The sequence below is a fragment of the Actinomadura rugatobispora genome, from assembly GCF_055379765.1.
Window position 1 is genome coordinate 6602336 of sequence record NZ_AP029191.1, and the last position, 16820, is coordinate 6619155.

The following is a 16820-nucleotide window of genomic DNA, read 5'->3' on the forward strand; positions in this document are numbered from 1 at the left end:
CGGGACACAGAAAAGCCTAGAGGCAGTGAGCACCTCTAGGCTTTCCCGTCGTTCAGCGGCGGTCGTGCCCGGCCGCGCGGGCCGGGCACGGGCGGCTCACTCCTGCCACCAGTCCTCGTCGTCGTCCTCGGACTTCTTGGCCTGGGCGCCCTTGGCGGGCCCGGCGGCCTTGGCCGCGGGCTGCTTGGCCTGCGCCGGAGCGGCCGCGGGGGCCGGCTTCGGCTCGGGCGAGGACAGCGCGGGCTTCTCCGGCGGCGCGGTCAGCTCCTCGGCGCCGCCCATCGACGGCGCGACGCCGCCGATCAGCTGGCGCAGCTGGTTGAGGTGGCTGGTGATGCTGTCGCGCTGGCGGGTGAGCTCGTCCACCTGGCGCTGCGCGGCGGTGCGGACCCGGTCGGCCTCGGCCTTGGTCTCGGCGAGCAGCTGCTCGGCCTGCGACTTGGCCTCGGCGATGACCTGGTCGGAGTTCTTGCGCGCGTTCGCCATGAGCTGCTTGGCGTGCGAGTCGGCCTCGCGCCGCGTCTGCTCGGCCTGCTGGGTGGCCTTGGCGGCGCGCTGCTCGGCGGAGGCGGCGCGCTGCTCGGCCTCGGCGACCAGCTTCTGCGTGGCGGCCTGCGCGGCGGAGTGCCGCTCGGCGTCCTGCCGGTCGGCCTCCTCGCGGCGGGCGGCCAGCTGGATCTCGAACTCGGCCTCGGCCTGGGCGCGCTGGGCCTCGCTCTCCTCGAGGATGCGCTGGGCCTGGGCCCGCATCTCGTCGGCCTGCCGCTTGGCCGTGGTGAGGATCTCGTCGCGCTCGCGCTTGGTCGAGGCGCGCAGCTGGGCGACCTCGCGCTCGGTCGTGGTGCGCAGCTTGGCGATCTCACGCTCGGCGCTGGCGCGCTTCTCGGCGACCTCGTGGTCGGCGGTGGCGCGCAGCTTGGCGACCTCGCGCTCGGTGGTCGAGGTCAGCTCGTCGGCCTCGCGCCGCGCCGAGGTGCGGACGTCCTCGGCCTCGCGCTCGGCCGCGTTGCGCATCTCATCGCCCTCGCGCTGGGCGGTGGCGCGCATCTCGGACGCCTCGTTCTCGGTGGTGGCGCGGAGTTCGGCCGCGTCCACCTTGGCGGCGGCCTTGATCTCGTTGGCCTCCGACCGGGCGGCCTGGACGAGCTCGGTGGCCTGCTCCTCGGCGAGCCGGAGCAACTGCTCGATGCGGGCGCCGAGACCGGAATAGGTCGGGCGTTCCTGCTCCTGCAGCTGGCGATGCGCGTCCGACAGCTCCCGCTGCAGGGCCTGGGTCGATTCACGCGCCTGCCGGACCTCGTTGTCGAGCTGTTTGATGTGCTCGTCGACCTGGTGCCGGTCGTAGCCGCGGAGCACCACGTCGAACTCGCGTGGGGGCGTGTCTTCGAAGAAGTTGCTGAGCTGGGCGTCGATGTCGGACTGCATGTGGCTCAATCCTGATGTGACGGGGCTACGGGTGGTTCCGGGGACCGGTTGATCGCCTGGCTTTGTCGGCGCACGGCCCCAGACCTCTTCCGGCGACAGAAGCGTACTCCGCGAGCTGCCGTGTTGGGGGCTCATCTTGACGCGCTGCGCATTTTGTCGTGTTTGTAAAGTCGCCGCTGACCTCGCGGGGGCCGCGAGGCCCCACGTGCAAATGCACCAGACGTGCCCGAATCGCTACACACCGACACGCCCAAACCCGGCGGTTAGCCGTGTGATATCGAACACGTCACGATCCAGGGCCGACCGGGCTTACCGGCCGAATCAAGATCGATTCCCGCGTTGAATCACCCGAAACCGGACACGTCGTGATCGTCCCAGGAGTCAGCGCACGAGTCAGGGCGCCGGCCGTCCCGGCCAGGGGCGCCGCCGTCCCGCGTCCGGCAGGGGCGCCTCCGGCCGTCCGCCGACGAGGCGCCCCCCGGGATCAGGACGTCGCCTTCTGGACGAGCTCCGTCAGCACCCCGTGGCAGTCCTTCGGGTGCAGGAACGTGATCCGCGACCCGAACGAGCCGCGCCGCGGGCTCTCGTACAGCACCCGGACGCCCTTGCCCGAGATCCCGTCCGCCTCCTCCTGGACGTCCCCGTCGGTGCCGAAGGCGATGTGGTGCACCCCCTCGCCGTTCTTGGCCAGCCACTTGCCCACCGGCGAGTCGTCCCGGATCGGCTGGACCAGCTGGATGTAGGCGGCCGCGCCGTCCCCGGTCTCGTTGATCTTCAGCATCGCCTCCCGGACGCCCTGCTCCTCGTTCACCTCGAAGTGCACGTCGGTGAAGCCGTAGGTCTCCCGGTAGAACTCCACGGTCGCCTCAAGGTCGTGGCAGGCGATCCCGATGTGGTCGATGCGGGTCAGCATGGCGGTGCGCTCCTCAAGGTGCGGGTCACGGGTCGGTGCGCCCCAACGGGACGGGGCGGTCGGAATCGGGCTGGGTCGTCCTGGGTATCGTGGCAAACGTCGCCGCCGGACCTTTGTGGAGGCCCCCGTCATGACCGCACAATCGGTGATCGTCGCCGGTGCTCGTACGCCCATCGGCCGCCTGCTCGGCTCGCTGAAGGACCACTCCGCCGCAGACCTGGGCGCGCACGCCATCAGGGCGGCGCTGGAGCGCGCCGGCGTCACCGGCGACCAGGTGCAGTACGTCATCCTGGGCCAGGTGCTGCAGGCCGGGGCCGGGCAGATCCCGTCCCGGCAGGCCGCCGTCAAGGCGGGCATCCCCATGGGCGTCCCCTCGATCACCATCAACAAGGTCTGCCTGTCCGGGCTGGACGCCATCGCGCTCGCCGACCAGCTCATCCGGGCGGGCGAGTTCGACATCGTGGTGGCGGGCGGCATGGAGTCCATGACAGGCGCCCCGCACCTGATGCCCAAGTCGCGGGCCGGTTACAAGTACGGCTCCATCGAGGTCCTCGACCACATGGCCCACGACGCGCTCACCGACGCGTTCGACGACGTGTCCATGGGCGAGTCCACCGACCAGTTCAACGCCAAGCTCGGCATCACCCGGGCCGAGCAGGACGAGTTCTCCGCCCGCTCCCACCAGCGCGCCGCCGAGGCCATCAAGAACGGCCTCTTCGACGAGGAGATCGCCCCGGTCGAGATCCCGCAGCGGCGCGGCGAGCCGGTCGTGTTCGCCACCGACGAGGGCGTGCGCGGCGACACCACCGTCGAGACGCTGGGCCGGCTGCGCCCCTCCTTCACCAAGGACGGCACCATCACCGCCGGGTCCGCCTCGCAGATCTCCGACGGCGCCGCCGCGGTCGTGGTGATGTCCAAGGCCAAGGCCGAGGAACTCGGCCTGACCTGGCTGGCCGAGATCGGCGCGCACGGCAACGTCGCGGGCCCGGACAACTCGCTGCACTCGCAGCCGTCCAACGCCATCAAGCACGCCCTGTCCAAGGAGGGCCTCGGCGTCGACGACCTCGACCTCGTCGAGATCAACGAGGCGTTCGCCTCGGTCGGCATCCAGTCGATGCGCGACCTGGGCATCGGCCCCGAGAAGGTCAACGTCAACGGCGGCGCGATCGCGCTCGGCCACCCCGTGGGCATGTCCGGCGCCCGGATCGTCCTGCACCTGGCGCACGAGCTGAAGCGGCGCGGCGGCGGCATCGGCGCCGCGGGCCTGTGCGGCGGCGGCGGCCAGGGCGACGCTCTGCTTATTCGCGTCGGGGGGTAAAGCCTCGCCTGGCGGCTCGGCTTCACCCCCCGCCGCATGCGATCGCTGCATCGCTTCGAACTCGCCTGGCGGCTCGCTCCGCGATCAGTTCCTCGCAGGCTCGGAACTGCCTTCGGACGCGATCGCCATGGTTGAGGTCGCCGCGGGCTGAGCAGCCGGTTGCGGTTGGTGCGCCAAGGGGTCGGCTCGCTGTTGCACGCTTCGGTCGCGGTGGCTGGGGTTGCTCACTGGGAGGCGGTGGTCTGGACGGTCACCGTCGTGAAGCCGAGCGCCTTGAGCAGGTTCTGGAGCATCAGCCTGGCGTTCTGGTCGGCGCGCTCGCGCAGGCCGCTCTCCGCCGCCGCGGCCTGGATCTTCTGGCTCGCCAGCACGTGCAACTGCTGCTGGTCGTTCGGGTTGCCGCTGAAGAAGTCGCCCAGCCGGTTGACCAGGCCGCGCTGCTGCTCGAACACGTAGCTGCGCTTGGGGTCGAGGTTGGTGGCCTCCAGTTGCGCGCGGGGCAGCCGCACGGTCGCGGCCGTACGGTCGGCGTTCACGGTGACCGCCCCCGAGCCGAGCTTCGCGAAGTCGACGTAGGCGTCCACCGAGCCGTGCCCGACGAACAGCGTCCGCGATCCGCGCACCGAGCCCGGCAGGAACTTGGCGTCCTTCTCCAGGTCCACGATCACCTGGAAGTTGCCGGACGCCGACTCGAACCGCGCCAGGTCGCGGATGGACTGCAGCACGACCGGGCCGCTGCGGTCCTTGGTCTCCTCCGCGAACGGGTTGATCCAGTCCGGGAGCGAGCGGAGCACCTGCAGCCCCGCCAGCACCACCGCCGCGGTCAGCACGACCACCAGGAGGAGCGTGACCCGGCCGCGGCCGGGCCCGCGCCGTCCCGGCGACGCGGCGGGCTCCCGCACGGCCTCGGGCGATTCGTCGTTCTTTTGCTCAGAACGTGCCATGCGTAGGGGCATTCCCGGTGATCGGGCCGGGTCACCTTACCCGGCGGCTGCGAAGCGGACACCGCGGGACGCCGAACTCGCTCCGGGGAGCGCCGAAAGTACCATGACCTGGGCGAACATGGGACGAGGGCGATGTGAGAAGCGCCATACGGATGGACGAAACCATGCCGGGGTGCCGGTACGTTGGCCTGCTGTGGACATCGTTCGTGCTCTCCGGATCGTCTCGATCGCCGAGGCGGTCTCCTTCCTTCTGCTGCTGCTGGTCGCCATGCCGTTGAAGTACATGGCGGACACCCCGCAGGGTGTCCAGGTGATGGGGCCCGTTCACGGCGTCCTGTTCCTGGGCTACGTGGGGCTGGTGCTGGTCGCGCAGGGGGCGCTGGGCTGGAAGGGCAAGCGGACGGTGCTCGCGCTGATCGCCGGTGTGCTTCCGGTGGCGCCGTTCTTCGTGGAGCGCCACTGGGTCAAGCCGGCCGGGACCGCCGAACGCGTCCCGGCCTGATGACTCTGCATGGCCGCGGCGGGTCTGGGGGGTCCCGTCGTGGCCATGCAGGGGACTACTCCGCGGTTCACGCGGGATCGTGGGCCAGCCCCGGCCCCAGCGGCCGGGGCGAAGGCCGTGGCGCCTGCGCCGGAGGCGGCGTGACCACCAGGCGGAAATCGCCCGCGGCCAGGGCGCAGCTCCGGTAGCGCGGATAGTTCGTGCGGAGCCACTCCCGCTTCTGCTCCTCGCTCCACCCTCCGAACCTGTACGCCGTCCGCTGGTCGGAGATCGGCGGCGCCTGCGCCCCGAGCAGCCACGCGTCGACGAGCGCCCCGTACTCCGCGCTCCGCGCCGGCGGCGTCCCGCCGGCCGCCCGCGCCGCCGCCGGGTCCTCGCCGCCGCCCGGCGCCCTGGACGCCTGGCACGCCTCCGGGTCGGCCAGCGCGTTCTTGATCTGCCGCACGACCCGCGTCTCGTACCCCGGCGACAGCTCGCTGTCGAGGTGAACGGTCGCCGTGCCCCGTACCACCGCGACCGGCTCCGTCCGGGGACGCTGCACCACCTGCGTGAACTCTCCCGGGGTGCCGCTCAGCCGGGTCGCCAGCGGCGTCGCCGCCGCGGTCAGCGCGGGCAGCGCCGACCGCAGCGCCGGATGGACGCAGACCCGCAGCGGCCACTCGCGGCATGCCAGCCCCACCGGCGCCGCCCCGACCGCGCTGCCGTCCGACGACTGCAGCCGCGCGGTGGCGAACCCCGCCAGGGCCAGCGCGGCCACCAGCGGCACGGCCACCGCGGCCCGCCGCGTCACCCACCCCACGTACGCCAGGACGAGCGTGGCCGTCACCGCCAGCGCCCACACGGTCTGGTCGGCCAGCACCCGCGACCGCAGCCCGGTGAACGGCTCCACGTGATCGAGCGCCGCCGGGGGCAGCAGGCTCCACCACGACGCGCCCGGCGTGCGCGCCGCCGCCCACGACCAGGTCACCGCCATGACGGCCGCGGCGGTCGCCGGACGCGGCGCCACCCGTGCCGCCAGATATCCGGCGACCACGTGCAGGACGAGCCCGGACGCGCCCGCCAGGACGCCCAGCGGATCGGGGTGGCCCGCCTCCTGCCGCAGCATCGTCTCGACGATCAAGACGGCCGTGATCGTCGCGTACGCGAGCACCGCGGCCGCCGCCAAGAGCAGCAGGTCGACCAGGGCGCCCGTCGCGGGGGAACGAGGGGAGAGGTCGCGGAGGTAGTTCAGGCCGCGCTCGCGCACCGCGGCCCAGGCCGCCAGCCCCGCGGCGACGGGACCGAGCAGCCGTACGGCGTTGATGAGGGCGACGACGGAGTTGTCCCAGTACGCGACACCCGGGACCAGGGACAGCCAGACGGTGACGATCCCGATGCCCGTCAGCAGCGGCACCGCGATGAGCAGTGCCGCCCGCCGGGCGTCGAGCCGGAGCACCCGCCCCAGTTCAGACACCGGCGCCGCTCCCGGCGGGCTGCCGCCCCACACGCTCCCGCGAAGACCGGCACGCCCGTCCAGGAACCACACCCTCCGCGTCCGGCACCACCCAACCCGCCAGAGCGGCCCCGTTCACCACGGCCACCCCACCAAACGCACCAGCCTCACGGCTCGGCCCGGCAGCGCCGTCCCCGTCGGGCGCGATCGCCTCGTTCAGCGCGCCGGCCCCGCCGGGTGCGGCCGCGTCACTGAGTCCGACCCCGCTGGGTGCGGCCGCGCCGTGGAGTGCGGCGGCGCGGTTCAGTACGGCGGTCCCGTGTGCGACTGCCTCGTCCACTGTGCTGGCCCCATGGGCTGCGTTCACTCCGTGGAGTGCGGCGGGTTCGTTGGGAGCGGACACGTCACTGAGTCCGGGCTCGCTGGGTGCGGTCGTGCCGTGGAATGCGGCGCGGTTCAGCGGGGCCGCCTCGTTCAGCGGGACGGCCCCGCTGAATGCGGTGGGCCCATCGGGTGCGGCCGCCTCGTCCAGTGCGCTGGCCCTGTGGGCTGCGGTCATTCCGTGGAGTGGAGCGGGTTCGTTGGGTGCGGTGGCTCCGGGGAGCGTGGCGGTGTGGCTTGGTGCGGCAGCTCCGTTGAGTGCGGGGGGACGGTGGAGTGGGGTGGTGGCGGTCGGCGGGGCGGGTTCGCAGGGGAGCCATGTGCCGGCCGCGATGACGGGCAGGTGGGGTGTGGGGCTGGGGACGGACGGGTCCGGGGGCATGCCGGGCGGGTCGCTGGGGCCCCGGAACGGCCTCCGGGCGCCCGGGGGCCTCCGGCGGGACGAGCCGGGGGGCGGGCGGTACGGGTCGGGACCGGGCGTGCGGGGCGCGCGTCCGGGCGAACCGTTCCGCCGCAGCGGGGAGGGAGGCTCTTCATGGCCCTCCGGTCCGGCGGTCTCCCGGCCCCCGGCTCCCGCGAAGCGGAAAGCGGGCTGGACGGCCGCGCACGCGGCGGCCGGGCGTTCGGCCGGGTGCTCGGTCAGCCGGCCCCGGGCGAGGGTGAGGACCTCGCGGCACCAGCCGGCCAGATGCTCGGGCCGCGCCGCCGAGACCACCACGGTGGGGGCGAGCCCGCGGATGACCGGGATCAGCTCGGCGATCGCGGTCTGGTCGGCGACGCCGCGGCCGGCGTACAGCTCCTCCAGCGGATCGTCGAGCACGACCAGTTCGGGCTCGTGGACGCAGGCCGCCGCCAGCCCGGCGCGCAGCCGCACCTCCGGCGGGAGCAGCGCCAGCTCCGTCCGCCCGGCCTCGGCGACGTCGAGCCTTTTCATGATGTCGCGGGCCGCGGGCGCCCGCACCTTCTTGTAATAGGCCGCATAGTCCACCAGTTCCTCGGCGGTCATGTTCTTGGCCCAGTGGAATCGGCCCGGCAGGAATCCGATCCGCGCTCGTACGGCGCGCAAATCGGAGCCCTTGCCGATGTCATGGCCGAGAATCTTCAGTACGCCGGCATGTGGCCGGCGCAATGTCGCGAACGTAGCCAAGAGAGTGGATTTACCGACACCAGGTGGACCGGCCAGGCCGATCACGCCCTCGGCGACGCCGAAGGCCACCGGGCGCAGGAGCCACCGCCCCCCGCGGCGGACACCCATCCCTCGGGCAACGATCGCGGAATGCTCCGCGATCACTCTTACCCCCCGTTGTTTCGTCATGCGCTTGCGGGCGACCCGGAGGAACACCGGCGGCCTATTCCGCAGCGGCGCGTCTCCGCTCTGGCCGTGATCTTTAGAAGATCGCGGCGGCGGGCCTCTTTTGCCGTCGCACCATGCATCGACATCGTGACTATAACCAGGCTTGGCGATTGCTGTCAGCCTTCTTTCTGCTCTCGCGGCGAAGGGCCGTGATTCTTTGCCCGCACAGCGAAGGCTAGAATTTCCATGAATTGGCCGCTTGTGTCCGGACAGGCCGGAAAGCCGTTCCTTGATCGTCCGGCCCGCCGCGGCGGGCGCCCGGACCGGCCTCGCGGAGCGCCTCGTCCGGCGGCGCGCTCCGCTGGGAGCGGACTGCCGTACGGACGAGGGCGTTCATGGGGCAGGATGGACCCATGCCTTCTCGGGACTTTTCGTTGCACGGGGCCATTGATCTTGGGGCCCGACAGGCGGCCGCCAAGAAGCGGCAGGACCGCCAGGCCGACGGCGGCGCGGGTGCGGGCGCGGGCGGCGACGGCGGCGGCGCTTACGTCGTGGACGTCACCGACCAGACCTTCAACACCGAGGTGGTGGAGCGGTCGCGGACCGTTCCCGTACTGGTCGACTTCTGGGCCGAATGGTGCGGGCCGTGCAAGCAACTCGGCCCGATCCTGGAGAAGCTCGCCGGCGAGGCCGCGGGCAAGTGGATCCTCGCCAAGGTCGACATCGACGCCAACCCGGCGCTCGCCCAGTACATGCAGCAGATGGGCGTCCGCGGGATCCCGTTCGTCGCGGCGGTCGTCGGCGGCCAGCTGCTGCCGTTCCTGAACGGCGCCGCCCCCGAGCCGCAGGTCCGGCAGGCCATCGACCAGCTCTTCGAGGCGCTGCGCAAGGAGGGCATCCTCCCGGAGGACGGCGGGCCCGACGCCGAGGAGGCGCAGGGCGCGCAGCCCGTGGTCGACCCGGTGTACGCCGAGGCCGAGCAGGCCCTGCAGAGCGGCGACCTCGACGCCGCCAAGGCCGCGTTCGAGAAGATCCTCGCCAAGACGCCGCAGGACACCGAGGCCCGGCGGGGTCTGGCACTGGTGGAGCTGAGCGGGCGCGTTGGTTCGCTGGACGCCCAGGCCGTCCTGCGGAAGGCCGAGGAGCAGCCCGGCGACGCGCAGGCGCAGATCCAGGCGGCCGACCTCGAACTGGTCTCCGGCCGGATCGAGGAGGCCTTCGACCGGCTCGTGGCGACCGTGCGGCGCACCGCCGGCGACGACCGCGACGCGGCCCGCAAGCACCTGCTCTCGCTGTTCGAGGTCCTGCCGGCCGAGGACCCGAGGGTCGGCAAGGCGCGCCGCGCCCTGCAGTCCGCGCTGTTCTGAGTCCGGCCCGGCGCCCGCCGCGTGCGGGCGCCCGGACGGCTCCGCCGGCCGCCGGATCCGCTGCGCGTCCCGTTGATACGCGCGGGTAACGCCCCTGCGCGCCCTGGAGACGAGGCATGATGGCGGTGTGAGTGCGCGCGTGGTGACGATCTCGGCCACGTTCGGCGCGGGCGGAAGCACCGTCGGGCCCGCCGTCGCCGCCCGCCTCGGGCTGCCCTTCGTCGACCGCGCCATCCCCGCCGCCGTCGCCGCCGAGATCGGCTGCACCCTGGACGAGGCCCTCGCGCACGACGGCCGGGCCGCCAGCGGGCTCGGCCGGATCCTCGCCGGCGCCGCCCGGCTGCCGAACGTCACCCTCGGCGGCATCGACGTCTACCTCCCCGAGCGCGCGATCGTCCCGGAGGAGGAGTTCGTCACCCGCACCGAACGGATCATCGGCCGCTGCGCCGACGGCGACGGCGGCGTGATCCTCGGCCGGGCCGGCGCCGTGCTGCTCGCCGAGCGTCCCGGAGTCCTGCACGTACGCCTGGACGGCCCCCGCGACCGCCGCCTCGCCGCGGCCGCCGCGGCCGTCGCGGCGAGCGGGACGCCCCAGCGGGAGGTTGAGCGTATGCTCGATGACAATGACCGCGCCCGAGCGGCCTACGTGAAGCACTTTTACGGGGCCGATCCCGCCGATCCAAGGCTCTACCACCTCGTGATCGACACCACGAGGCTCCCCGAGGCCGCCGCCGTCGACCTGATCGCCGCCGCGGCCCGGGCGGTCTGAGCCGGGGAGGAGCCGGGCGCAGGCCCCCGGCCGCCCGTCCCACGCGGGACGACGCAGGCGGGACAAGGACGTACCCGGTAGCAGAGGGAGCAAGTCGTGGCCAGCGTGCCCAGCGTGTCGTACTCCATCACCGTCCGGCTGGAGGTCCCCGCCGGCGGCAAGGCCGTCAGCCAGATCACCCACGTCGTCGAGAACGCCGGAGGCATCGTCACCGCGCTCGACGTCAACACCGCCGGGCACGAGACGCTGCGCATCGACGTCACCATCGCCACCCGCGACACCCAGCACGCCGAGGCCATCGCCGCCGCCCTCGAGAAGATCGACGCGATCCGGATCCACAAGGTCAGCGACCGGACCTTCCTGATGCACCTCGGCGGCAAGATCGAGATGCAGTCGAAGGTGCCGCTGCGCACCCGTGACGAGCTGTCGATGGCCTACACCCCCGGCGTCGCCCGGGTCTCCCTCGCCATCGCCCGCAACCCCGAGGACGTCCGCCGCCTCACCGTCAAGCGCAACAGCGTCGCGGTCGTCACCGACGGGTCGGCCGTGCTGGGCCTGGGCAACATCGGCCCGGAGGCCGCGCTGCCGGTCATGGAGGGCAAGGCCGCGCTGTTCAAACGGTTCGCCGGCATCGACGCCTGGCCGATCTGCCTGGACACCCAGGACACCGACGAGATCGTCCGCACCGTCCAGATCCTGGCCCCCGCGTTCGGCGGCATCAACCTCGAGGACATCTCCGCGCCGCGCTGCTTCGAGGTCGAGGCCCGGCTGCGCGACCTGCTCGACATCCCGGTCTTCCACGACGACCAGCACGGCACCGCGATCTGCGTGCTGGCCGCGCTGACCAACGCGCTGCGCGTCGTCGGCAAGGACATCGGCGCCGTGCGCATCACGATGGCCGGCGCGGGCGCGGCCGGCAGCGCCATCCTGCGGCTGCTGATGCACGCCGGCGCCCGCGACGTCGTCGTCTGCGACTACAAGGGAGCGGTCCACAAGGGCCGCGACGACCTCGACGACTCGCTCCGCTGGATCGCCGAGAACACCAACTCCGCGGGGTACGCCGGAGACCTGCGCGGCGCCGTCAAGGACGCCGACGTGTTCGTCGGCGTCTCCGCCCCCGGCATCCTCACCGGCGACGACATCGCCGCCATGAACGACGACGCGATCGTGTTCGCGCTGGCCAACCCCGAACCCGAGGTCTCCCCGGACGAGGCCCGCGAGCACGCCGCCGTCGTCGCCACCGGCCGCAGCGACTACCCCAACCAGATCAACAACGTGCTGGCCTTCCCCGGCGTCTTCCGCGGCCTCCTGGACGCCCAGGCCGACGGCGTCACCCAGAACATGCTGCTGGCCGCCGCCACCGCCCTCGCCGAGGTCGTGACGGACGACGAGCTGGGCCCCAACTACATCGTCCCCAGCGTCTTCCACCCGGACGTCGCGCCGCGCGTGGCGGGCGCCGTCCGGGAGGCCGCCGGCGGCCGCCCCCGCACCGAAGTGTGACCTCGCGGGACGACCCCCACCCCGGCACGACGGTGGGGTGGGGGCGGGCGGGGGTCAGTCGGCCTTCTTGCCCGCGAACATGTGCTCGCGGCGGCGGGGCCAGATGCCGCCGTACCAGAAGATGATGACGCCGGTGATCATGGCGGCGCCGCCGGTGACGGCGCGGGCCCACAGGACGGCGCTGTCGGATCCGGTGCGGGGCAGCTCGTCGTCGGGGGAGTCGTTGGGGGCGGGCGTCGCGCCGCGGCAGTTGGCGGTGAGGGTCCTGGACTGCACGGGCTCGTTCCGCCAGGTGACCTGGACGCGGGTGCGGCGGTCCTCGCGCAGCGCGATCGAGCTGGTACGGGTCGCGCCGGGCGCGATCCGGCCCGGGCGGGCCTCGGTGTTGTCGTTCTTCTCGATCGCGTAGTCCTCGGTCCGCGTTCCGGTGTTGCGGACGGTGACCTCCGCGGAACGGTCCGAGCAGCGGACCGAGCCGATCGTCACGCGCAGCGGCGCCTGCGCGGGCGGCGGCGGTGGCGAGGTGGTGCGGGTGCGGGTCGGGGTCGGCGAGGGCGAACGGGTCGGGGACGTGGTGGTGCGGGTCGGCGACGGGCTCCCGCTGGTCCGGGTGGGGCTGTCCGACGGGCTCGGCGATGTGGTGGCGGATTGAGGGGTGCCTTCGCCGTCCGATGACAGCGTGCTCGCCAGGGCGGGGACGGCGATCAGTGCCCCGATGACGAAGAACACGGCTGCGATGACGACCCTGGGCAACTGCATCGCGGTTCCTCCCGGCTGGCCGCCCGCCGGTGTCCGCACCCGCGCGCGGTCGCTGTTCCTAGATCATTATTGACCCAGGCCCGTATTGTGCTCTGTACCCCGAAGAATGGGAACGCACAACAGGCTAACGAGTGGGGGGACGTGCCGCCGAAGCCTTCGGCAACGCATCATGGAATCCATGGAAGACGGCATCAGGGTGGGGCTTCTGCTGGTCGCGACCCCTCAACTGGAGGATCCCAACTTCAAGCGCAGCGTGGTCCTGCTGGTCGAGCACGATGCCGAGGGCGGAACGCTGGGGGTTGTCCTCAACCGGCCGACCGAAGTTCCCGTCGATCGTGTACTGCCCCCGTGGGCGGAGCTGGTGACCGGGCCGTCCGTCGTCTTCCAGGGCGGGCCGGTGGCCCTCGACAACGCGCTCGCGCTGGCCAGGCTGCCGGGCGAGGACGAGCCGCTGGGCTGGCGGGCGCTGGACGGCGGTTCCGAGGTGGCCCGCGTCGGCCTGGTCGACCTGGACGCCCCGCCCGCGCTGCTGGCCCCCGAGCTGCTGCAACTGCGGGTGTTCGCCGGGTACGCGGGCTGGTCGGCGGGCCAGCTGCACTCCGAGATCGAGGAGGGCGCCTGGTACCTGGTGCCCGCCGAGGCCGGGGACGTCTTCGCGGGCGACCCGGACCGGCTCTGGCAGGAGGTCCTGCGCCGGCAGGGCGGCGACCTGGCGTTCGTCTCCACCTTCCCCGATGACCCGACCCTGAACTAGTGGCGGGCGAAGCCGTTCCGAGGCTGAACTAAGGTGTGAAGCGCGCCGCCGGCGACGGCGGTCTTGATCAGCATGTCGATGAGGACGGCTACCAGGCGAACACGGCCGTGGAGCCGCCGGGGTGAGGAGAGCAGATGAGCACCAAGATCCTTCCCGAGAGCGATACCCGGCCGGATCTCTCGCACGGCGACGGCGACCACGAGCGGTTCGCCCACTACGTCAAGAAGGCCAAGATCACTGAGAGCGCCGTGACCGGCACGCCCGTGATCGCGCTGTGCGGCAAGGTGTGGGTGCCCAACCGCGACCCCAAGAAGTACCCGGTATGCCCGGAGTGCAAGGAGATCTACGAGTCGATGCAGTCCGGCGGCGGCGACAAGGAGTGACGACCTGGGCGGGGGCCGCGCCGCCGCGCGCGGCCCCGCCGCCGTCCTGACGCTCCGGCGGTCCCGTTGGCGGGGCCGCCTTCGTGTTTCTTGTCCGACGTTCGACGGCACGCCGACGCGGGCGCGCTGACGCCGGATCCCGCGGGTCGTCCGGGACGATCGACGGCAGGTTCGCGACGTTCTGCACTCGGGGGAGTCTCATGGGCCGGACCCTTGCGGTCTCAGTCTGCGCATTGTCGGTCACTCTTTGCTGTATTCCGGGTTCGGTGCGTGATGTCCCCGTGCGGGCGCGGAGCACCGCCGCCGCGGAACCGTCGTGCGTCCACGGGACGGCGGCCAGGAGCAGGGGCGGACGCGACGCGCACGGGCTGGGCCGGGAGCAGGTCGTGGCGATGCTGGACGACCTCCGCAGGACGCTGACCGGCCGGTACGGGACCGCCGACGAACAGACGGCGGTCGACCGGGCGTCCGCCGGCCCGGGGGAGCGGCGGCCGCGCCGCGTTGTCGTAGCCGTCTGGTTCCATGCCATCACGGACGGGGCCACGGGACGGGTGTCGCGGGCGAGGGTGCGCAAGCAGATCCGCACGCTCAACCGCGCGTACGGCGGCGGGAAGGGAGGGGCCGACACGGGGGTCACCTTCAGGCTGGCCGGTCTCGACACGCGATCGAGGCGGGCCTGGTTCAGGGCGCCCGAACGGTACGAGCGGACCATGAAGGCGGCGCTGCGCAAGGGAGGGCCCGCGACGCTCAACCTGTACACGGCGGCGGTCGGTTCCGACCTGCTCGGGTTCTCCGCGTTCCCGCAGTGGTACCGGGACGACCCGGTGGGCGACGGGGTCGTGATCGACTACCGCACGCTGCCGGGCGGGTCGTTCCGGCACTTCGACCGGGGGTTCACCGCGGCGCACGAGATCGGGCACTGGCTCGGGCTGTTCCACACCTTCGAGAACGGCTGCACGCCGCCCGGCGACGGGGTCGGCGACACGCCGTACGAGGCGCGTCCGGCCGACGGCTGCCCGCGGCGCCGCAACACGTGCAGGCAGCGGGGGCGCGACCCTGTGCGGAACTTCATGAACTACGCCTGGGACGAGTGCATGCGCGAGTTCACCCAGGGCCAGGGCCTGCGGATTCGTGCCTCGTGGGCCGCCTACCGAGCACCGGGGCGGCGGACGGCGAACGGGCCGGATGGGGGCGGCGGGGCACGATCTGTCGGTGGGGCTCGGTAGCCTTCGATGACCGTGAGCACTTTCGCCGCATCGGACATGCCCCCCGCGTTCCCCGAGAGGGCCGCCTGGGGAACCGCGTCGTCCCTGCGCGCCTGGCAGCAGCAGGCGCTGGAGGCGTACTTCGGCAGCGACGGCACGCAGCCCGGCCCGCGCGACTTCCTCACGGTCGCGACGCCCGGCGCCGGCAAGACGACGTTCGCGCTGCGTCTCGCCAAGGAGCTGCTCGACCGCCGGATCGTCGCCGCGATCACTGTGATCTGCCCCACCGAGCACCTCAAACGGCAGTGGGCGGAATCGGCGTCCCGCGTCGGGATCAGGATCGACCCCGAGTTCCAGAACGCCCAGGGCAAGGTCGGGGCCGACTTCCACGGCATCGCGGTCACCTACGCCACGGTCGCCGCCCGTCCCGCCCTGCACCGCAACCGCACCGAGGCCCGCAAGACCCTGGTCGTCTTCGACGAGGTGCACCACGCGGGCGACGGGCTGTCGTGGGGCGACGCGGTGCGGGAGGCGTTCGAGCCCGCCACCCGCCGCCTGTCGCTGTCGGGCACGCCGTTCCGCACCGACATCAACCCGATCCCGTTCGTCCAGTACGACGAGGGCTCCGACGGCATCCGCCGCAGCCGCGCCGACTACACCTACGGGTACGGCCCGGCGCTGTCCGACGGCGTCGTCCGGCCGGTGATCTTCCTGGCGTACGCGGGCGAGATGCGCTGGCGCACCCGGGCCGGCGACGAGATCACCGCGACCCTCGGCGAGCCGCTCACCCAGGACCAGACCTCCCAGGCGTGGCGGGCCGCGCTCGACCCCAAGGGCAACTGGATCAAGCAGGTGCTGGCCGCCGGCGACCGCCGGCTGACCGAGCTGCGCCGCGCCATCCCCGACGCCGGCGGGCTGGTGATCGCCACCGACCACGAGACGGCCCGCGCGTACGCCAAGATGCTGCGCGCCGTCTCCGGCCAGGGCGCCACCGTGGTGCTGTCGGACGACCCCGCCGCGTCCAAGAAGATCAAGCAGTTCGGGGAGTCCGACGACCGCTGGATGGTCGCGGTCCGGATGGTGTCCGAGGGCGTCGACATCCCGCGGCTGTGCGTGGGCGTGTACGCCACCTCCACCAGCACCCCGCTGTTCTTCGCCCAGGCCATCGGACGTTTCGTCCGGGCCCGCCGGCGCGGCGAGACCGCCTCGGTGTTCCTGCCGTCGGTGCCGACGCTGATGGGCCACGCCGCCGAGATGGAGACCGAGCGCGACCACGTCCTCGACCGGCCCGTCCGCGAGGACGGCCTCGACGACGACCTGCTGGCCGAGGCCAACCGGCAGCGCGACACCCCCGACGTGGGCGAGGAGCTGCCGTTCGAGACCGTCGAGGCGTCCGCCACCTTCGACCGGGTCCTGTACGACGGCGGCGAGTTCGGCATGCAGGCCGAGCCGGGCTCCGCAGAGGAGGAGGAGTACCTCGGCATCCCCGGGCTGCTGGAGCCCGAGCAGGTGTCCGCCCTCCTCCGCAAGCGCCAGGCGGAGCAGGTCAAGAACGAGCGCGCGCGCAAGACCGGCGACCCGCGCGACGACCGTACCGCCGCCGAGAGCCTGCACACCCTCCGCAAGGAGCTGAACGGCCTGGTCGGGGCGTGGAACCACCGCACCGGCCAGCCGCACGGCGTGATCCACAGCGAGCTCCGCCGCAGCTGCGGGGGGCCCGCGATCGCGCAGGCGTCCGCCGAGGACATCCGCAAGCGCATCGCCAAGATCAGGGAATGGGCGGCCCGGCGCGGTTCCTGACCACCCCGACCTGCCCGTCCGTGCGATTGTCGGCGACAATTGATGGCGTTCGCACGCAGGATCAGGGAATCATT

The 16820-nt window shown here is 72.6% G+C and carries 15 protein-coding genes; 9 read left to right on the forward strand and 6 right to left on the reverse strand.

Going from position 1 to position 16820, the window contains the following annotated elements:
* Positions 1-96: 96 nt before the first annotated feature.
* Positions 97-1425, reverse strand: a complete 1329-nt coding sequence (locus ACZ466_RS29555; protein WP_378278905.1) for a DivIVA domain-containing protein — start codon at positions 1423-1425, stop codon at positions 97-99.
* A 484-nt stretch (positions 1426-1909) separates the two neighbouring features.
* The gene (gene mce, locus ACZ466_RS29560) at positions 1910-2338 is read right to left on the reverse strand and encodes a methylmalonyl-CoA epimerase (protein WP_378278903.1); all 429 of its coding nucleotides are present in this window, start codon (positions 2336-2338) and stop codon (positions 1910-1912) included.
* Between the two features lie 130 nt (positions 2339-2468).
* Between mce and ACZ466_RS29565 the strand changes: the two genes are divergently transcribed.
* On the forward strand, positions 2469-3656 hold the full coding sequence (locus ACZ466_RS29565) for an acetyl-CoA C-acetyltransferase (protein WP_378278902.1): 1188 nt from the start codon (positions 2469-2471) through the stop codon (positions 3654-3656).
* Positions 3657-3880: 224 nt separating this feature from the next.
* On the opposite strand, the gene ACZ466_RS29570 is transcribed toward ACZ466_RS29565, so the two are convergent.
* Complete coding sequence (locus ACZ466_RS29570) at positions 3881-4600, reverse strand: DUF4230 domain-containing protein (protein WP_378278901.1); 720 nt, start codon at positions 4598-4600, stop codon at positions 3881-3883.
* A gap of 193 nt (positions 4601-4793) precedes the next feature.
* Here ACZ466_RS29570 and ACZ466_RS29575 point away from each other — a divergent pair, with 193 nt between their 5' ends.
* On the forward strand, positions 4794-5102 hold the full coding sequence (locus tag ACZ466_RS29575) for a DUF3817 domain-containing protein (protein ID WP_378278899.1): 309 nt from the start codon (positions 4794-4796) through the stop codon (positions 5100-5102).
* Between the two features lie 67 nt (positions 5103-5169).
* On the opposite strand, the gene ACZ466_RS29580 is transcribed toward ACZ466_RS29575, so the two are convergent.
* Complete coding sequence (locus tag ACZ466_RS29580) at positions 5170-6555, reverse strand: hypothetical protein (protein ID WP_378278897.1); 1386 nt, start codon at positions 6553-6555, stop codon at positions 5170-5172.
* Positions 6548-8230, reverse strand: coding sequence for an ATP-binding cassette domain-containing protein (locus ACZ466_RS29585; RefSeq protein ID WP_464041740.1), 1683 nt, complete (start codon positions 8228-8230; stop codon positions 6548-6550). Before ACZ466_RS29585 ends, ACZ466_RS29580 begins: the two co-directional genes overlap by 8 nt.
* A 413-nt stretch (positions 8231-8643) precedes the next feature.
* Between ACZ466_RS29585 and ACZ466_RS29590 the strand changes: the two genes are divergently transcribed.
* The 3 genes from ACZ466_RS29590 to ACZ466_RS29600 all read left to right on the forward strand — a co-directional run bounded on the left by ACZ466_RS29590 (position 8644) and on the right by ACZ466_RS29600 (position 11845).
* Positions 8644-9576 (forward strand): tetratricopeptide repeat protein, encoded by a 933-nt coding sequence (locus ACZ466_RS29590; protein ID WP_378278892.1) that lies wholly within the window; start codon positions 8644-8646, stop codon positions 9574-9576.
* A 127-nt stretch (positions 9577-9703) separates the two neighbouring features.
* On the forward strand, positions 9704-10345 hold the full coding sequence (locus ACZ466_RS29595) for a cytidylate kinase-like family protein (RefSeq protein ID WP_378278891.1): 642 nt from the start codon (positions 9704-9706) through the stop codon (positions 10343-10345).
* A gap of 96 nt (positions 10346-10441) precedes the next feature.
* Positions 10442-11845: an NAD-dependent malic enzyme gene (locus ACZ466_RS29600; RefSeq protein ID WP_378278890.1), complete on the forward strand. Its 1404-nt coding sequence runs from the start codon at positions 10442-10444 to the stop codon at positions 11843-11845.
* 54 nt (positions 11846-11899) lie between these two features.
* Here the strand turns inward: ACZ466_RS29600 and ACZ466_RS29605 are convergent, their stop codons facing one another.
* Positions 11900-12604, reverse strand: a complete 705-nt coding sequence (locus ACZ466_RS29605; RefSeq protein WP_378278888.1) for a hypothetical protein — start codon at positions 12602-12604, stop codon at positions 11900-11902.
* Between the two features lie 178 nt (positions 12605-12782).
* On the opposite strand from ACZ466_RS29605, the gene ACZ466_RS29610 reads away from it, so the two are divergent.
* The 4 genes from ACZ466_RS29610 (at position 12783) to ACZ466_RS29625 (ending at position 16746) form a co-directional block, all read left to right on the forward strand.
* Positions 12783-13358: a YqgE/AlgH family protein gene (locus ACZ466_RS29610; protein WP_378278886.1), complete on the forward strand. Its 576-nt coding sequence runs from the start codon at positions 12783-12785 to the stop codon at positions 13356-13358.
* 134 nt (positions 13359-13492) lie between these two features.
* The gene (locus ACZ466_RS29615; RefSeq protein WP_378278884.1) at positions 13493-13741 is read left to right on the forward strand and encodes a DUF3039 domain-containing protein; all 249 of its coding nucleotides are present in this window, start codon (positions 13493-13495) and stop codon (positions 13739-13741) included.
* A 266-nt stretch (positions 13742-14007) separates the two neighbouring features.
* Positions 14008-14967: a zinc metalloprotease gene (locus ACZ466_RS29620; RefSeq protein ID WP_378278882.1), complete on the forward strand. Its 960-nt coding sequence runs from the start codon at positions 14008-14010 to the stop codon at positions 14965-14967.
* 36 nt (positions 14968-15003) lie between these two features.
* The gene (locus ACZ466_RS29625) at positions 15004-16746 is read left to right on the forward strand and encodes a DEAD/DEAH box helicase (RefSeq protein ID WP_378279231.1); all 1743 of its coding nucleotides are present in this window, start codon (positions 15004-15006) and stop codon (positions 16744-16746) included.
* The last annotated feature ends 74 nt before the right edge of the window (positions 16747-16820 follow it).